This window comes from Halorubrum rutilum (genome assembly GCF_024494565.1).
In genome coordinates this window covers 52,357-66,992 of sequence record NZ_JANHDN010000007.1, presented here as the reverse complement: position 1 = coordinate 66,992, position 14,636 = coordinate 52,357, and the positions used below count along the sequence as shown (strand labels likewise).

Annotated in this window: 14 protein-coding genes; 3 read left to right on the top strand and 11 right to left on the bottom strand. The window is 71.4% G+C overall.

Going from position 1 to position 14,636, the window contains the following annotated elements; genetic code table 11:
- Nucleotides 1-286: 286 nt before the first annotated feature.
- A complete protein-coding gene (locus tag NO900_RS14300) occupies nt 287-1,030 on the top strand; it encodes a ThuA domain-containing protein (RefSeq protein ID WP_256409033.1) in 744 nt (247 codons plus the stop codon).
- Between the two features lie 265 nt (nt 1,031-1,295).
- Here NO900_RS14300 and NO900_RS14295 read toward each other — a convergent pair whose 3' ends face one another.
- The 3 genes from NO900_RS14295 to pyrB all read right to left on the bottom strand — a co-directional run bounded on the left by NO900_RS14295 (nt 1,296) and on the right by pyrB (nt 3,836).
- On the bottom strand, nt 1,296-2,156 hold the full coding sequence (locus NO900_RS14295) for a family 10 glycosylhydrolase (protein ID WP_256409032.1): 861 nt from the start codon (nt 2,154-2,156) through the stop codon (nt 1,296-1,298).
- Nucleotides 2,157-2,439: 283 nt separating this feature from the next.
- Nucleotides 2,440-2,898, bottom strand: a complete 459-nt coding sequence (pyrI, locus tag NO900_RS14290; RefSeq protein WP_256409031.1) for an aspartate carbamoyltransferase regulatory subunit — start codon at nt 2,896-2,898, stop codon at nt 2,440-2,442.
- Entirely contained in the window at nt 2,895-3,836 is a 942-nt protein-coding gene (gene pyrB / locus NO900_RS14285) for an aspartate carbamoyltransferase (protein ID WP_256409030.1), read from the bottom strand. The genes pyrI and pyrB overlap by 4 nt, the downstream gene beginning before the upstream one ends.
- Nucleotides 3,837-4,023: 187 nt before the next feature.
- Between pyrB and NO900_RS14280 the strand changes: the two genes are divergently transcribed.
- Complete coding sequence (locus NO900_RS14280) at nt 4,024-4,344, top strand: ASCH domain-containing protein (protein WP_256409029.1); 321 nt, start codon at nt 4,024-4,026, stop codon at nt 4,342-4,344.
- A 42-nt stretch (nt 4,345-4,386) separates the two neighbouring features.
- Here NO900_RS14280 and NO900_RS14275 read toward each other — a convergent pair whose 3' ends face one another.
- On the bottom strand, nt 4,387-4,746 hold the full coding sequence (locus NO900_RS14275) for a 2Fe-2S iron-sulfur cluster-binding protein (protein WP_256409028.1): 360 nt from the start codon (nt 4,744-4,746) through the stop codon (nt 4,387-4,389).
- A 150-nt stretch (nt 4,747-4,896) separates the two neighbouring features.
- Between NO900_RS14275 and mvaD the strand changes: the two genes are divergently transcribed.
- Nucleotides 4,897-5,895, top strand: coding sequence for a phosphomevalonate decarboxylase MvaD (mvaD, locus tag NO900_RS14270; protein WP_256409027.1), 999 nt, complete (start codon nt 4,897-4,899; stop codon nt 5,893-5,895).
- 329 nt (nt 5,896-6,224) lie between these two features.
- Here the strand turns inward: mvaD and NO900_RS14265 are convergent, their stop codons facing one another.
- The 7 genes from NO900_RS14265 to dacZ form a co-directional block, all read right to left on the bottom strand.
- A complete protein-coding gene (locus NO900_RS14265) occupies nt 6,225-7,757 on the bottom strand; it encodes a cryptochrome/photolyase family protein (RefSeq protein WP_256409026.1) in 1,533 nt (510 codons plus the stop codon).
- Between the two features lie 97 nt (nt 7,758-7,854).
- A complete protein-coding gene (locus tag NO900_RS14260; RefSeq protein ID WP_256409025.1) occupies nt 7,855-8,301 on the bottom strand; it encodes a phosphate-starvation-inducible PsiE family protein in 447 nt (148 codons plus the stop codon).
- 37 nt (nt 8,302-8,338) lie between these two features.
- Nucleotides 8,339-10,750: a DEAD/DEAH box helicase gene (locus NO900_RS14255; protein ID WP_256409024.1), complete on the bottom strand. Its 2,412-nt coding sequence runs from the start codon at nt 10,748-10,750 to the stop codon at nt 8,339-8,341.
- 122 nt (nt 10,751-10,872) lie between these two features.
- A complete protein-coding gene (locus NO900_RS14250) occupies nt 10,873-11,532 on the bottom strand; it encodes a GNAT family N-acetyltransferase (RefSeq protein ID WP_256409023.1) in 660 nt (219 codons plus the stop codon).
- A 72-nt stretch (nt 11,533-11,604) separates the two neighbouring features.
- Nucleotides 11,605-12,822: an ATP-binding protein gene (locus NO900_RS14245; RefSeq protein WP_256409022.1), complete on the bottom strand. Its 1,218-nt coding sequence runs from the start codon at nt 12,820-12,822 to the stop codon at nt 11,605-11,607.
- A 63-nt stretch (nt 12,823-12,885) separates the two neighbouring features.
- Nucleotides 12,886-13,674, bottom strand: a complete 789-nt coding sequence (locus NO900_RS14240; protein ID WP_256409021.1) for a mechanosensitive ion channel domain-containing protein — start codon at nt 13,672-13,674, stop codon at nt 12,886-12,888.
- Nucleotides 13,675-13,680: 6 nt separating this feature from the next.
- On the bottom strand, nt 13,681-14,490 hold the full coding sequence (dacZ, locus tag NO900_RS14235; RefSeq protein WP_256409020.1) for a diadenylate cyclase DacZ: 810 nt from the start codon (nt 14,488-14,490) through the stop codon (nt 13,681-13,683).
- Between the last annotated feature and the right edge of the window lie 146 nt (nt 14,491-14,636).

The following is a 14,636-nucleotide window of genomic DNA, read 5'->3' as shown; positions in this document are numbered from 1 at the left end:
ACGCTCGCTGCGCGCTTCACTCGGTCGCTCACTCCGTTCGCTCCCTCGTTCCAGTGCTTGCTTCGCCTGCGCCCGCCTCACGGCTGCCCCTTTGATTCCCACCCCGCTCCACACAGCACCACAGCCTCACACCTCCCCAGCCTCGCGGTTCGCGCTCTCCGAGCGCTCACCGCGTCCCTCGCACGCGCTTCTCGCGCCCTTCGGGCGCTCGAAGGCGCGCGCCACCGCACAGATCGCTTTCGCTCCGGATACGATCCTACAAGTCGGTCCGGCGGAGACGGGGCGTATGGCACGCGTCACGGTCTGGAACGAGTACCGCCACGAGCGCGAGAGAGAGGTCGTCGCCGACGTGTACCCCGACGGGATCCACGCGGTCCTCGCCGAGGTCTTCGAGGCGGCGGGCCACGACGTCCGCACCGCCACGCTCGACGAGGGGCCGGAACACGGGCTCACCGAGGAGGTATTGGCGGATACCGACGTGCTCACGTGGTGGGGGCACGCCGCCCACGACGAGGTGCGCGACGCGGTCGTCGACCGCGTCCGCGAGCGCGTGCTCGACGGGATGGGGCTCCTCGTCCTCCACTCCGCGCACTACTCGAAGATCTTCAAGCGGCTCATGGGCACGAGCTGCTCGCTGAAGTGGCGGGAGGCGGCCGAGACGGAGCGGCTCTGGACGATCGAGCCGGGCCACCCGATCGCCGACGGGATCGGCGAGCACGTCGAGGTCGAGGAGGCGGAGATGTACGGCGAGCGCTTCGACGTTCCCGCACCGGACACCCTCGTCTTCAACTCCTGGTTCGAAGGCGGCGAGACGTTCCGCTCCGGCTGCTGTTACCGCCGCGGCAACGGGAAGGTGTTCTACTTCCGACCGGGTCATGAGACGTATCCGATATACTACAACGACGACGTTCGACGGGTGCTTCGGAACGCTGTCGAGTGGGCGGCGCCGGGCGACGGGCCGACGCCCGACTTCGGCAACGCCGACCCGATCGAGGAGATCGACACGAGCGACGATCGGACGGTCCACTGATCGGACGGCGGGCGCCCCGATGCGGGCGCTTTCGACGCGCGACCGCCCCGCTGTGTCGACGGCGACCGCCTCACGGGACCGACGAGCCGGCGGCTCGCGACTGTGGGGCGACCGCCGCTACGGCGCGGACGTTGAAAGGCGACCGCCTCGCGCGAACGCGAGACGACCGGTGATGTCGCACGCCGGCGGCCGGTCGAGTAGGCGTCCGCCGCGGCCGTATTTAAACCCTCGTTCACGTGACCGTCGGACGGGCCGCTGCGATCCCTCACTCCGGCCGATGGACTTCGCCGTCGCGCCCGTCGGCGTCCTTCCGGCGGAGCGCGGCGGCCGCGTTGTTGGCGTCGTAGCCGAAGAACACGTCCTTCGCGTACGTCTCGGCGACCTCGGTCGCGTGGATCAGGTCGTCGACGGCGACGTCGACCGCGTACAGCTCCAGGGAGAACGGGGTCTCCGGCGGCGCGCCGTGAACGTCGTAGTCGCCGCCGAGCCGCGTGCGGAAGCCGCGGGCGATGGTCTCCAGCCAGTAGGTCGTCGCGTACTCCGTGTCGTACAGGGGGACGACGAACTCGTCGACGTGCTCGGCGAGCCGGTCGAGGTCGAGCCCGGCCCGCGCCCGGAGGTGGCCCGGGTACGGGTCGGGGTACAGCGTGAGCAGCACGCGACCGGGGACCAGGTCGGCGGCGTCGGCGACGAACTCGGTGATGACGTCGGCGCGCCAGTCGGTCCAGTCGTCGCGGTCGCTCTCTGCGAACAGCCGCTCGCAGCGGTCGCACCGGCAGAACCCCTCGCGCGGGAACCCCACGTCGTCGAGCCGCACGTCGTCGCTCTCGGCGGCGCAGTCCTCGATGATCTCCAGCAGGCCCTCGCGGTACTCCGGGTGGGTCGGGCAGATGTACGCCCAGTCGAAGTAGTCGCGGTCGCGGGTCGCCGGCTCGCCGCGCCCGTCCACGGGGACGAGGTCCGGGTTCTCGGCGGCCGCGGCGTTGTCGCCGAAACACGACACCATGTTCACGGCGTTCGCGAGCGGCGCGGCCGCCCGCCCCGTGACGTCTTTCACCTCGTAGAAGCCGAGGTCGAACGGCTCCATCTCGACCTCGTCGGCGTTGCGCGTGACGACCCCGTACATACCCGTCGCTACGCGGTTGCGGGGTAAAAACGGCGGGCATCCGCCCGCGCCGAGTTCGCCGCCGGTATCGGGGTGTGCCGGGTCGACGGGGTCGCTACTCGACGGTCACCGGCTCCTTGTCGCCGGCGAACAGGAAGTACGCGAGCGCGACGAGCGACACGACTAGGACGAGCTTGACTTTCTTGCTCATGTTCGATACGTCGAGCGGCGGGCGCTAAAATCTACCGGAGCGTCGGACGCGGCGGGCGAGCGGACGAGCGAAGACCGCGAGACTCCGTGCGGATCAGACGTCGATGTGGTCGGCGATGTCGGCGCGGAGGATCGTCGAGCAGTAGTCGCAGCGGACGCCGTCGGCGACCACGTCGAACCGGGTCTCGACCGGTTCGTCGGCGTTCGTGATGCAGTTTCGGTTCGGACACGAGAGCACGCCGGTGACGGTGTCGGGGCGCGTCACCCGGTTCTTCTCGACGACCTCGAACTCCCGCACGATGTTGATCGTCGCCTCGGGCGCGATGAGCGAGAGCACGTCGACCTCGGACTGCGAGAGCTCCCGCTCTTCCACCTTCACGATGTCCTTGCGGCCGAGCCGGTCCGAGGGGACGTTCATCCCGACGGAGACGCCGAACCCCTCAGAGCCGTCGATGCCGAGGATGGCGAGCACGTTGAGCGCCTGCCCGCCCTCGACGTGGTCGATCACGGTGCCGTCGCGGATCTTCGAGACGCGGAGCTCGTGGTCGCTCATCGGTCGGCCTCCACCCCCTCGGCGGCCTCGGCGTTCTCCAGCAGCGCGTCGAGCAGCGCCATCCGCACCGGGATCCCGTTGTGCGCCTGCTCGAAGTAGCGGGCGTGCTCCGTCTCGTCGACGTCGGGCGCGATCTCGTCGACCCGCGGGAGCGGATGCATCACGGTGAGGTCGTCGGCGGCGTCGTCGAGCGTCTCGGCGTCGATCCGGTACTCGCCGGCGACGCGGTGGTACTCGTTCTCGTCGGGGAACCGCTCCTTCTGGATCCGGGTGACGTACAGCACGTCGAGCTCGCCGAGCACCGCCTCCAGGTCGGTGTGCTCGCGCACCTGCGCGCCGGTCTCGTGGAGGTCGAACCGGACCGAGCGCGGGAGCCGCAGCGACTCCGGGCTGACGAAGTGCTGGTTGGCGTCGAACTCGGTGAGCGCGGCCGCCAGCGAGTGGACCGTCCGCCCGTACTTCAGGTCGCCCATGATCCCGACGGTGAGGTCGTCGAGCCCGTGGTTCTCGCGGATCGTGTGGAGGTCGAGGAGGGTCTGTGAGGGGTGTTGCCCGGCGCCGTCGCCCGCGTTGACGACGGGGACGGAGACGTTCTCGGCGGCCAGCGTCGCGGCGCCCTCGCTCGGGTGGCGGAGGACGAGCGCGTCGGCGTAGCCCTCGATGACGCGGACGGTGTCCGAGAGCGACTCGCCCTTGGAGACCGACGAGGAGTCGACGTCGCCCATGTCGACGGTGTCCATCCCGAGGCGCTTGGCCGCGCTGTCGAAGCTCATCCGGGTGCGCGTGCTCGGCTCGAAGAAGCAGAGCGCGAGCACGCGCCCGGCGTGCCGGTCCGCGAAGGCGGCGGGCTCGTCGGCGACCTCCCGTGCCCGGTCGAGCACCGCCTCGATGTCACCCCGCGAGAGCTGCGTCGCGGTGATGAGGTGGTCCTGACGCATCGTCGGAGAAGGGGATTGGCACGGTCTTGAATCCCTCGGCTCGGCCGGCGACTCGGGTGATCACGTCCGTGGAGATCCCCGCGGTTGGCGGCTTCGAGATTCGCAGAGCGCCGGGCGCGACGGCGCGGTTCGGCCCTCGACGGTTGCCGGCATCGCTTATAAGCCAATCCGTGCCTTACCAGCGTTCATGTCCGAGAACGACCCGGCCGACCTGCTCCCGAACGACCGCGTGAAGCGGAGCGCGCTCGACGGCGACGTGACCCAGCTCCACCGCGGGAATCGGTACGGCGAGGAGGGCGACACCTTCGAGGTCGACGGCGTGACCTTCGAGCTGACCGAGGTCACCGAGCGCACCCTCGGCGACATGACCGACGCGGACGCGAAGCGCGAGGGGTCGCCGTCGCTGGAGGCGTACAAGGAGCGGATGGTGCGCGCGCACGGCGGGAGCTTCGACTGGGACGACGACGCCGACGTGGTCCGTCACCGCTTCGAGCGCGTCGACGAGTAGCGGAGTCGAGAAAAGGAGCCGAGAGGGGGGTAGCGAGCCGATTCAGTCGTCGTCCGCGGCCGCGCCGTCGGCGCCGCCCGAGTCGCCCCCGCTCTCGGCGGCGGTCGCCTCCTCGTCCTCGATGCTCGGCGGGTACTTGCCGCGGCGGAGCTTCAGGTCGGACTGCGGGCGCGCCATGCAGGTGAGCGCGTACCCCTCCGCCTCCTCGTCGGTGAGCCCGCGGGCGGCCGGCTGGGTCACCTCCCCCTCGACGATCTCGGCGGAACAGGCGAGACACATCCCGACGCGGCAGGAGTACTCCTGAGCGATCCCCGCCTCGATACAGGAGCTGAGGACCGTCTCCGTGTCGGCCACCTCGATCGTCTCGCCGGTGCCGACGAACTCGACGGTGTACTCGGTCATGGCGCGGAGTACCCGCCGACCGGTCAAAAAGGGTTCCCCTCGATCGCGTCGCCGTCGCGGGGACCGAATGGGGAGGCGAGAGCCGGTCGCCGATCGACTCGGCTCCCGCCCATCGCAACGACTAATCCCCCGCCGGACGCTTCCCGAGGTATGACCGAGAAGGCAACCGCGCGGGCCCACCCGATCCAGGGGCTCGTCAAGTACCACGGGATGCGCGACCCGGAGCTCCGGCTCCCGTACCACGACAGCATCAGCCTCTGTACCGCCCCGACCGCGACGACGACCACCGTCGAGTGGCAGCCCGACGCGAGCGAGGACGCCTACGTCATCGGCGGCGAGGAGGTCGACGGTCGCGCCGCCGAGCGCATCGACATGGTCGTCGACCACGTCCGCGAACTCGCGGGCGTCGACGCCGCGGTCCGGCTGGAGAGCGAGAACTCCTTCCCGTCGAACATCGGCTTCGGCTCCTCCTCGTCGGGGTTCGCGGCCGCCGCGCTCGCCCTCGTCGAGGCCGCGGGGCTCGACCGCTCGCTCCCCGAGGTCTCCACGGTCGCCCGCCGCGGCTCCTCCTCGGCGGCCCGCTCGGTGACGGGCGCCTACTCCCGGCTCGACGCCGGGCTCAACGACGCGGACTGCCGCTCGCATCGGCTCGACGTCGGCGTGAGCGAGGACGGGTTCGACCCCGAGGAGGACCTCCGGATCGTCGCCGCACACGTCCCCGCTTATAAAGAGACGGAGGAGGCGCACCGCGAGGCCGCGGCGAGCCACATGATGCAGGCGCGGACCGCCCACGTGCAGGACCAGCTCGTCGAGATGACCGACGCGCTCCGCGACGGCGACTTCGACCGGATCTTCGAGACCGCCGAGCACGACTCGCTCTCCCTGACGGCCACCACGATGACCGGCCCCGCGGGCTGGGTGTACTGGCAGCCCGAGACGATCGCCGTCTTCAACGCGGTGCGCGAACTCCGCGAGTCGGGCGTCCCCGTCTACTTCTCGACGGACACCGGCGCCTCGGTGTACGTGAACACGCTGGCCGACCACGCCGACGAGGTCGAGAGCCGGATCGCCGAGATCGGCGTCGACACCGACGTCTGGGAGGTCGGCGGCCCGGCGCGCGTCCTCGACGAGAGCGAGGCGCTGTTTTAAACCGAATCGGCGATGCGGTGGCGCGCGCCGGTGAGCGCCCGTCGGGCGCGAACCGCGCGTGCGAGGGAGCCCGCGGCCGCCGCTGGCGGCCGCGGCGAGGCTGGGGAGGCGTGAGGTGTGGTTGCGGTGCTATGCGGGCGGAATTCAAAGGGGCAGCCGCGAGGACGAAGCACGGCGACGTAAGGACCGCAGACCGTGAGCGAAGCGAACGGTCGAGGACCGCAGCGAGCGTGCGCCGTCCTCGCGGCTGGGGCTTTGGAGGCCTTCGTCGTCGCAGCGACGACGTGTCTCGTCACGCGAACGACGACGTGTCTCTCACCGGCTTCCAGTTATTCCTCCGGATCCTCACCGCGCGCTCGCTTGTACATCGCGAGCGCTTCCTCCCGCCGTTCCGAGTGGTCGACGATCGGGGATGGATACTCGGGCGCCGCGTTCGCGCGCTGCGTCGGCGACAGCTCGTGCCACCCGTGGATCAGGTCGGCGTCGAGTCCCCGAAGCTCGGGGACGTACTCCTTGATATACTCCGCCTCCGGGTCGTAGCGCTCCCCCTGCGTCATCGGGTTGAAGATGCGGAAGTACGGCTGCGCGTCGGTCCCGGTGGAGGCCGCCCACTGCCACCCGCCGTTGTCGTTGGCGGTGTCGTGGTCGGCCAGTCTCTCCCGGAAGTGGTCGTAGCCGTGGCGCCAGTCGGCGAGCAGGTCCTTCGTCAGGAAGGAGGCGACGATCATCCGCACGCGGTTGTGCATGAACGCCTCCTCGCGGAGCTGGCGCATCCCGGCGTCGACGATGGGGTACCCCGTCTCGCCGCGCTTCCACGCCGCGATCTCCTCGGGGTCGTCGCGCCACTCGATCCCCTCCTCGTACGCCTTGTAGTTCTCGGTGACGACCGCCGGGTTGTGGTAGAGCACCTGCGTGTAGAACTCGCGCCACGCGAGCTGCTGCTGGTACTCCTCGACCGCGGCGACGGGGCCGCCGTCGTCCTCGGCGTCGCCGTCTCCGTCGGATCCCCCGTCCCCCTCGGCCCGCGCCTCCGCCGCGGCCATCGCCTCCTCGGTCGCCTCGTACGCCTCTCGGACCCCGATCTCGCCGTACTTCAGGAAGGCCGACATCCGCGAGGTCGCCTCGCGGGCGGGGTAGTCGCGCTCGTCGTCGTACGCGAACACCGCCTCCGAGAGGAACGCGTCGAGCCGCTCGCGGGCGGCCGCCGTGCCGGCGGGACCCACGTCGGCGTCGGGCTCCGCGAACCCGAGGTCCGCCGGCGCGGGCAGGTCGCCGACGGCGACGCGGTCGGTCGCGACGCCTCCGTCGGCGAGCGCGCCGTCGTCACCCTCCAGCGTCGCCGCCAGCGCGTCGGCGTCGACGAGGTCGGTCGCCTCGGGCGTCGGCGCGGGCGGGTCGGTCTCGCGGTCGGTCCACTTCCGCCAGTAGTAGGTGTACACCGAGTACGGGTCGCCGGCGTTCGTGCGGATCGAGTCCGGGGTGTGCAACACCGCGTCGTGGTGCGCCTCGCGCTCGATTCCAGCCTCGTTGAGCGCCTTGCGGACCGCGGCGTCGCGCTCGCGAGCGAGCCCCGAGTAGTCCCGGTTCCAGACGACGCGGTCGGCGTCGAGCGCGTCGGCCAGCCCGGGGAGGACGGTCTCGGGGTCGCCGCGGGCGACGAGGAGGTCGCTGCCGCGGTCGCAGTACTCGTCCCGCAGCGCCGCGAGCCCGTCGAGCAGGCGGCGGACCCGCACGTCGCTCGCGTGCGCGAGCACGTCGTCGTCGAAGACGAAGACGCCCGCGACCGCGCTCCGGTCGGCGGCGGCCGCGAGCCCGACGTTGTCGGCGAGCCTGAGGTCCCGCCGGTGCCAGAACAGCTCCATGGGATCGCCACGGGTGCGAGGACCGTGAAACCACCGGCGACCGTCGCTTCACGGCACCGACGGCGATCGGGTCACGGACCGCCGCCGTCCGGTCGGCTCACAGCTCCGGCCTGCCGGGCACGTCCACCCGGTCGAGGAGGAAGTACCCCACGGTGAGCGCGAGGACCAGCACCGCGATCGCGAGCGCCGCGAGGACCGTCTCCTGGCCCGTACCGTAGTCCTCCAGCCGGAAGCTGATCGCGCGGCGGGCGACCGCGATGATCGACGCGCTGACGACGATCCGGAGGACGGGCTCGCCCTTGGCGTACGCGACGAGCGTCCGGTGGACCTCGACGATGATGAGGAGGAGCAGGACGCTGTCGAGCAGGTCGACGACCGCGATCGGGTCGGCGATCGCGCCGCTGACGACGAGCCCGTACAGCGACAGGAACAGGTCGAACAGGCCGATGAGGAACAGTAGGAGGAGGAAGTAGGCGGCGCCGAGCACCAGCCACTCCATCGCCACCGCGGCCGGCTCCGTCGCGTCTTCGAGGTCGACCGCCATGGGCCCACCTCGCGCGGGGACGGCAAGTCGTTTTTGCCTACCCGTCGGGGGTCAACGCCTCCAGCAGACGGACCGCGGGCGCCTTCGCGAGCGGGTCGTTGGCGTTGCCGCAGTGGGGCGACTGGACGCAGGCCGGACAGCCGCCCTCGCAGTCGCAGCCGTCGATCAGCCGCGCGGTGCGGGCCATCAGCTCCGCGATCCGCTCGTGGCCGCGGCGGGTGAGCCCGACGCCGCCGGGGTAGCCGTCGTAGACGAACACCGCGGGCGCGTCGGTGTGCGGGTGGTACGGCGTCGAGATGCCGCCCACGTCGGCGCGGTCGCAGAGCAGGTGGAACGGGAACAGCGAGATGATCCCGTGTTCGGCGGCGTGGATCCCGCCGTTGAAGGCGTACTCGCCGTCGGGCGTGTCCTCGCCGCCGTCGGTGGCGGCCTCGCCGTCCCTATCGCTCCCCTCGGCCGCGTCGCCGTCGCCGGCGCCGATCGCCCGCATCTCCGACTCCAGGTCGGCCGGCACCGGGAGGTAGAGGGCCTCCGTCCGCAGCGTCGTCTCCGGGAGGTCCAGCGTCGACTCGCCGAGCGACTCCCCGGTCTTGGCGTCCTTCCGCACGAACCCCGTAATCCGCTCCGTGACGGTCACGTCCGCGAACCGGACCGGGACGTCGGGCCGAGCGGCGAGCTCCCGCTCCGCGAGGTCCTCGTTGACGACGACGTCCTTCTCCGTGAGCGGCTGCGTGTAGTAGTCGGCCCACGAGGACTGCAGCTCGGCGACGTCGCGGCCGAGGTCCAGCTCCGTCACCTCGTAGGTGCGGCCCTGCTGGTGGTAGATCGCGCCGGGGTGCGCGTCGCGCAGGGCGTCGCCGAAGCCGAGCGAGGCCACCGTCTCGCTCCGCGAGGAGTCGATCAGGTCGATCTCGCGGTCCCCGACCGTCCGGAGGCTCACGGACTGCTGCGGACTCGACGAGCCGGCGTGGGTCCACCGCAGCCCGTCGGCGGTCTCCCGCCGGTCGAGGACCCCCTCGTCGGTCAGGTCGGCGACGACGCCGGGGAACGACTCGCCGAAGAAGCGCTCGTCGGCGGGCGAGAGCCAGCTCTCGTCGGCCGCGCAGGCGACGTGGCCGGGGAGTAGCTCGGCGTTCTCGGGGTCGCAGATCGCGTCCTCCGGCGGCGCCTCGAAGAAGTCGGCGGGGTTGGTCATCAGGTACTGGTCGAGCTGGTCCTCGCCGCCCACCATCACGACGAGGGCGGGGTCGTCGCCCCGACCGGCCCGCCCCGCGCGCTGGTACGCCGACATCCGCGTGCCGGGGTAGCCGTCGAGGATCACGGCGTCGAGCCCGCCCACGTCGACGCCGAGCTCCAGCGCGCTCGTCGACCAGACGCCGCGGAGCGCCCCCGAGTGGAGGTCGGCCTCGATCTCCCGGCGGCGCTCGTCCGTCAGGGCGGCCTGGTAGGCGCCGACCTTGGACGCGAGGTCGCGCTCGCCGCGCTCGCGGAGGTCGCTCGCGCTGTCGGTCGCGTACTGCTCCGCGGTCTGTCGCGCCCGCGTGAACGCCAGCGTCTGGGCCCCCGCGGTGACGAGGTCACAGAAGAGGCGCTTCGACTCCGTGTGGCTCGACTTCCGGCGGCCGCTGCCGCGCTCCTGCCAGTCGTCGTCGTACTCCGGCGGGTTCCACAGCACCCAGTCGCGCGGGCCCCGCCCCGACGCGTCCTCGTCGACGAGGGCGATCCCGTCCGGGTCGCGGCCGGTCACCGCCGCGGCGTGCTCGACGGGGTTGTTGATCGTCGCCGAGCAGCAGACGAACCGCGGATCCGACCCGAACCGCTCGCAGGTCCGCGCGAGCCGGCGGAGGGTCATGGCGACCTGCGAGCCGAACACGCCGCGGTAGCTGTGGACCTCGTCGATCACGACGTGCTCCAGCGACGAGAAGAACCACTCCCACAGCCGCCCGGCGTACGGCAGCAGCGCGTAGTGGAGCATGTCCGGGTTCGAGAGGAGGACGGTCGGCTCGTGGTCGCGGACCTCTCGCTTCTCGCTGCGGGAGAGCCGGCCCGTGTACGACTCGACGGAGACCCCGCTCCCGAAGCCGAGCCCGTGGGCGAGCGCCGACAGCGACTCCTCCTGGTCCGCGATCAGCGCGTTCTGGGGGCCGATGTACAGGGTCCGCCCCCCGTGGTCCATCGCGGCCTCGAAGGCGGGGACGGTGTACGCGAGCGACTTTCCGCTCGCGGTCTCGGTGGCGAGCACGACGTCGTCCCCGCCGCGGACCGCCTCGATCGCGTCGGCCTGGTGGCGGTAGAGGCGGTCGATACCGTCCTTCGAGAGCGCGTCGGCCATCCGCGGCGCGAGGTCGACGTCGGCGAACTCGGGCTCGCGGGCGGGGAGGCGGCGGTGCTCCGCGATCTGTCCCTCGTAGAACGGTCGGTCCCGCAGCCACTCGATGGCGTCCTCCACGGCTATCGGTCCCTGGGGACGCGCGGGCCTAACGGTTGCGGTGGCGGGGAGCGTCGGTGGCGGGGAGCGTCGGTGGCGGAGGGCGCCGGTGACGGGGAGCCCCGGACTCCGACTCGGACCGCTCAGTCGTCGGCCGGCGCGTGCGATCGGTCGGCTGCGGGCGACTCGCCGGCGGCCGGCGCCGCGGGCCCCTCGCGCGCGAGCGGCGGCCACCGGACCGCGGTCGCGACCGGGTCGTCGAGGTCGAGCGCCATCCGGAGGGCGTGGCGGCGCTCGACGAGCTCGAAGCCGACGTTCCGGTAGACGCGGCGCGCGACGTGGTTCCCGGCCTCGACGTGGAGTTCGAGCCCGTCCCCGCCCGCGGCGGCGGCGTTCGCGATCACGTGTCGGCAGAGCTCGGTCCCGACCCCGCGGCCCTGCGCCGTCGGGTGGACGAAGACGGCGAGCTCCGGGCGGGCCGCGTCGGTCGGGGTGTACGTCGCGTGGCCGAGGACCTCGCCGCCGCGCTCGGCGACGACGTTGCACCCGTCGGCCAGCGTCGACTCGATCCACTCCGCCCGGCGCTCCCGCGTCACCGGCGGGAGCCCCTGCGCGCGGTCGTCGCCGCCGAACCCCTCGTACATCTCGGCGAGCGCGGCGGCGTCCTCCCGGACGGCGGGTCGGACCGTCCACCGGTCGCCGGTCTCGTCCACGAACCGCGGACAGCGCGGCGGGCAGTGCGGCGTCCCTTCGCACTCGCTGCCGTTCCACCCCTCGCAGGCGGCGGGGCCGTCGTGGTCCATACGCGTCGCTCGGTCCCGGACGGAGTTATATCGTGACAGGTGGTCCCACGCGGTGGGAACGGGGAGCCGACGTCATCCGCGGAGGGCTACCGTCACCGCGGTGCCGCCGAGGTCGTTGCCGTCGACCCGGAGTTCGCCGCCGGAGGCGCGGACGATCCACCGAACGAGCCAGAGTCCCACGCCGGTGCTGTGGGTGAGCTGCGTCTCGTCCGCCCGCGTCAGCACCTCGCGCTCGTGGGTCGGGAGCCCGGGCCCGTCGTCGTCGACCGTGACCAGGGCGCCGTCCCGCTCCGCGCGGACCGTCACGCGCACCCGAGGGGACGGGGCGCAGTGCTCGGCCGCGTTCTCGAGCAGGTTATCGAGCGCGTACGGCAGTAGCTCGTGAGCGACGGCCTCGACGCCGTCGGGCGCGTCGATGTCGAACGCGGCGTCGGGGTGCGCGGCCGCGAACTCCTCGACCCGGTCGGCGACGAGCTCCGACAGCTCGAACGCCCTCCGGCCCGCCTCGTCGTCCGACGCCTGGAGCCGTTCGACGCGTCTGGCCGCGTCGCTCAGGTCGACGATTCCGGAGAGCCGCCGCTCCATCGCCTCGACGTGTGGATCGCCGTCGGGACGCTCGGCCGCGAGCGCCTCGAGGTGGCCCGTCACGACGTTCACGTCGTTTCGGATGTTATGCCGTAACACCCGGTTGAGCACGGTCAGTCGCTGCTCGCGGCGCTTCCGTTCCCCCACGTCCGTCGCGACGTACGTCGCGCCGGTGAACCCGCCGTCGCCGTCGCGGAGCGGCGCGGCCCAGTACCGGATGTCCAGCAGCGACCCGTCACGGTGAGGGTGCCGAGTCTCGACGCCGGTCAGTCGGTCGCCGCGTCGAAGCCGCGAGAGCGAGTCGCCGAAGGGACCGGTCGCGTCGCTCCCCGTCGCGACGAGGCGACCGCCGAGCGCGTCCGCCTCCGACCAGCCGAACAGCCGCTCGGCCCCGGCGTTCCAGAGCTGTACGGCGCCGTCGGCGTCGACCACGACGATGGCGATCGGAGCGACTTCGACGACCGAGACCAGCCGGTCGAAGAGGAACTCGATCGCGTCCGTGAGGACGGCGGCGCCTTCCCGGGGACCGAGCTGTTCGTTGAGCACGGCGACGAGCTCCGTGATCAGCCGCTCTATCAGTTCGTCGCGGCCCTCGGACGCGCCGGACTCGTACGCGTCCAACAGGCGCTGGCGGGCCTCCCCGTGCCCTTCGGCCTCTAACACGTCGAACAAGGCGCCGACGAGCTGTTCCTCCTGTCGCCTCATTTTAGGCGAGCCTAAAGCGCAGCCGCCTAAGTGTGTTCCGAACGCGGCGGTCGCGTCGCCGACTCACTCCCGGATCAGGACGATCCCGTCGCGGAACACCGAGTGGTTCGGGATCACGTGGTCCTCCCCGTCGGCCTCGATGTGCGTGACGAACAGGTCGACCTCCTGGACGATGCCGCGCTCGCCGGCCACCTTCACCTCGTCGCCGACGCCGTAGGGCTGCCGGAGGAGGAGGAACACCCCGGCGGCCGCGCTCGCGACGAGGTCCTTCGTGGCGAGCGCGGCGAAGAGGACGACCGCGAACGCGTACGCCGCGAGCAGCACGATCAGGGCGAGCGTCTGGACGCCGACCTGCCCGAGCGCGACGAGCGCGGCGACGTAGGCGACGCTGTACTTGACGAGCGGGGGCAACACGCCGAGCTCCGGGAGCTTGATCCCGCGGAGCCGCTCGGCGACGAGCAGCTCCGCCTTGTCGCCGACGACGACGCCGACGATCATGACGACCGCGGCGACGAAGAGGCGGGGGAGGAAGGAGGCGACCGACGACCAGAACCGGTCGAGGTAGTTGACCTCGGCGACGGTCAGGGCGACGATGACGGCGACGGCGAGGATGAAGTAGCTGGACAGCCGCGCTAAGATCCGCACGGTCGACGTGTCGAACTCCCTGACGGTGCGCTCGAAGGCGGTCCCCTCTATCGCCTCGGGCACGCCGGCCCGGGTCAGCAGCCGCCTGTTGATCACGCCGACGAGGTACGCCGCGATCAGTCCGAAGACGAGCACGAACAGGGCGAGCCACGCTCGCTCGGGGACCCTCGCGACGAGCTCCCCGAACGCGTTCGGTACCGCGGACATGGGCGATCAGTACTCCTCCGGATCGATCTCCAGGACGAGTTCGCCCGCCTTGAACGCTCGGACCAGCCCGTCCGACTCCGAGAGCACGATCGCGGTCGCGTTCGTGTCCCGGGTGATCGCGCCGCCGGCCATGTGTCGCGCGCCGAGCCCCTTCGGGATGTCGACGCCCTCCGCGCCCGGTTCGAGGTAGCGGTACGCGGAGACGATCTTCCCTGAGTCGGAGACGACGAACGCGCCGTCGAGCCGGGAGAACTCCTTTAACATTACGTTGACGATGGGGTCGCCGACGTGGACGTGCGACTTCTCGAAGGGGTTGTACGACAGCGGGCGGGACTTGTTCATCACCTTCCCGGCGTCGCCGACGACGAACAGCGCGCCCACCGGCTTCCCCTTCTGTCCCTTCCGCCCGAGCTCGATCGCGACCTCGAAGACGTCGCGGATCACGCTCGGCTCGGCGCGGGAGTTGACGAACAGGTCGTAGATCCCGGTGTGGACCGTCTCGTCGACGGTGACGCGGACCACCGCGTCCGACCCCCCGTCGAAGACGCTCGCGATGCAGACGACCTCGTCGCCCTCGGCGACCAGGTCGGCGTCCATCGCGCCCTCGATCCCGAACCGGATCCGGTCTTTCACGTTGTCGAACGGGAGGGGGAGCTCGACGAACACGTCGGCGTCGACGTCGTTGTCGGGGGCGACGACGACGATCTCCGCCTCGTCGTCCTCGAACCGGTCGTGGAAGGAGCTCGTCGGCGAGAACAGCAGGGCGGCGTCCGCGTCCTCGACGAGGTCGGACAGGTGGTCGGTGAGCGAGGCCATTGTCCGAACTGACTCTCGGCCGACGTATAGTCGTTGCGTCGGCGTCGTGCGGGCGTCCGACGCGCTTCTCGGACGCGACGGAACGAAGCGCGAAACGACCGGCCGCCGAGGGGCGCTCCCGCGGCGATAGCGACGGAAGACATATC

Bases quoted from the DNA above. Each gene is read 5' to 3' on its own strand.
- NO900_RS14300 (WP_256409033.1), top strand. From the start codon at position 287: ATGGCACGCGTCACGGTCTGGAACGAGTACCGCCACGAGCGCGAGAGA.
- NO900_RS14295 (WP_256409032.1), bottom strand. From the start codon at position 2,156: ATGTACGGGGTCGTCACGCGCAACGCCGACGAGGTCGAGATGGAGCCG.
- pyrI (WP_256409031.1), bottom strand. From the start codon at position 2,898: ATGAGCGACCACGAGCTCCGCGTCTCGAAGATCCGCGACGGCACCGTG.
- pyrB (WP_256409030.1), bottom strand. From the start codon at position 3,836: ATGCGTCAGGACCACCTCATCACCGCGACGCAGCTCTCGCGGGGTGAC.
- NO900_RS14280 (WP_256409029.1), top strand. From the start codon at position 4,024: ATGTCCGAGAACGACCCGGCCGACCTGCTCCCGAACGACCGCGTGAAG.
- NO900_RS14275 (WP_256409028.1), bottom strand. From the start codon at position 4,746: ATGACCGAGTACACCGTCGAGTTCGTCGGCACCGGCGAGACGATCGAG.
- mvaD (WP_256409027.1), top strand. From the start codon at position 4,897: ATGACCGAGAAGGCAACCGCGCGGGCCCACCCGATCCAGGGGCTCGTC.
- NO900_RS14265 (WP_256409026.1), bottom strand. From the start codon at position 7,757: ATGGAGCTGTTCTGGCACCGGCGGGACCTCAGGCTCGCCGACAACGTC.
- NO900_RS14260 (WP_256409025.1), bottom strand. From the start codon at position 8,301: ATGGCGGTCGACCTCGAAGACGCGACGGAGCCGGCCGCGGTGGCGATG.
- NO900_RS14250 (WP_256409023.1), bottom strand. From the start codon at position 11,532: ATGGACCACGACGGCCCCGCCGCCTGCGAGGGGTGGAACGGCAGCGAG.
- NO900_RS14245 (WP_256409022.1), bottom strand. From the start codon at position 12,822: ATGAGGCGACAGGAGGAACAGCTCGTCGGCGCCTTGTTCGACGTGTTA.
- NO900_RS14240 (WP_256409021.1), bottom strand. From the start codon at position 13,674: ATGTCCGCGGTACCGAACGCGTTCGGGGAGCTCGTCGCGAGGGTCCCC.
- dacZ (WP_256409020.1), bottom strand. From the start codon at position 14,490: ATGGCCTCGCTCACCGACCACCTGTCCGACCTCGTCGAGGACGCGGAC.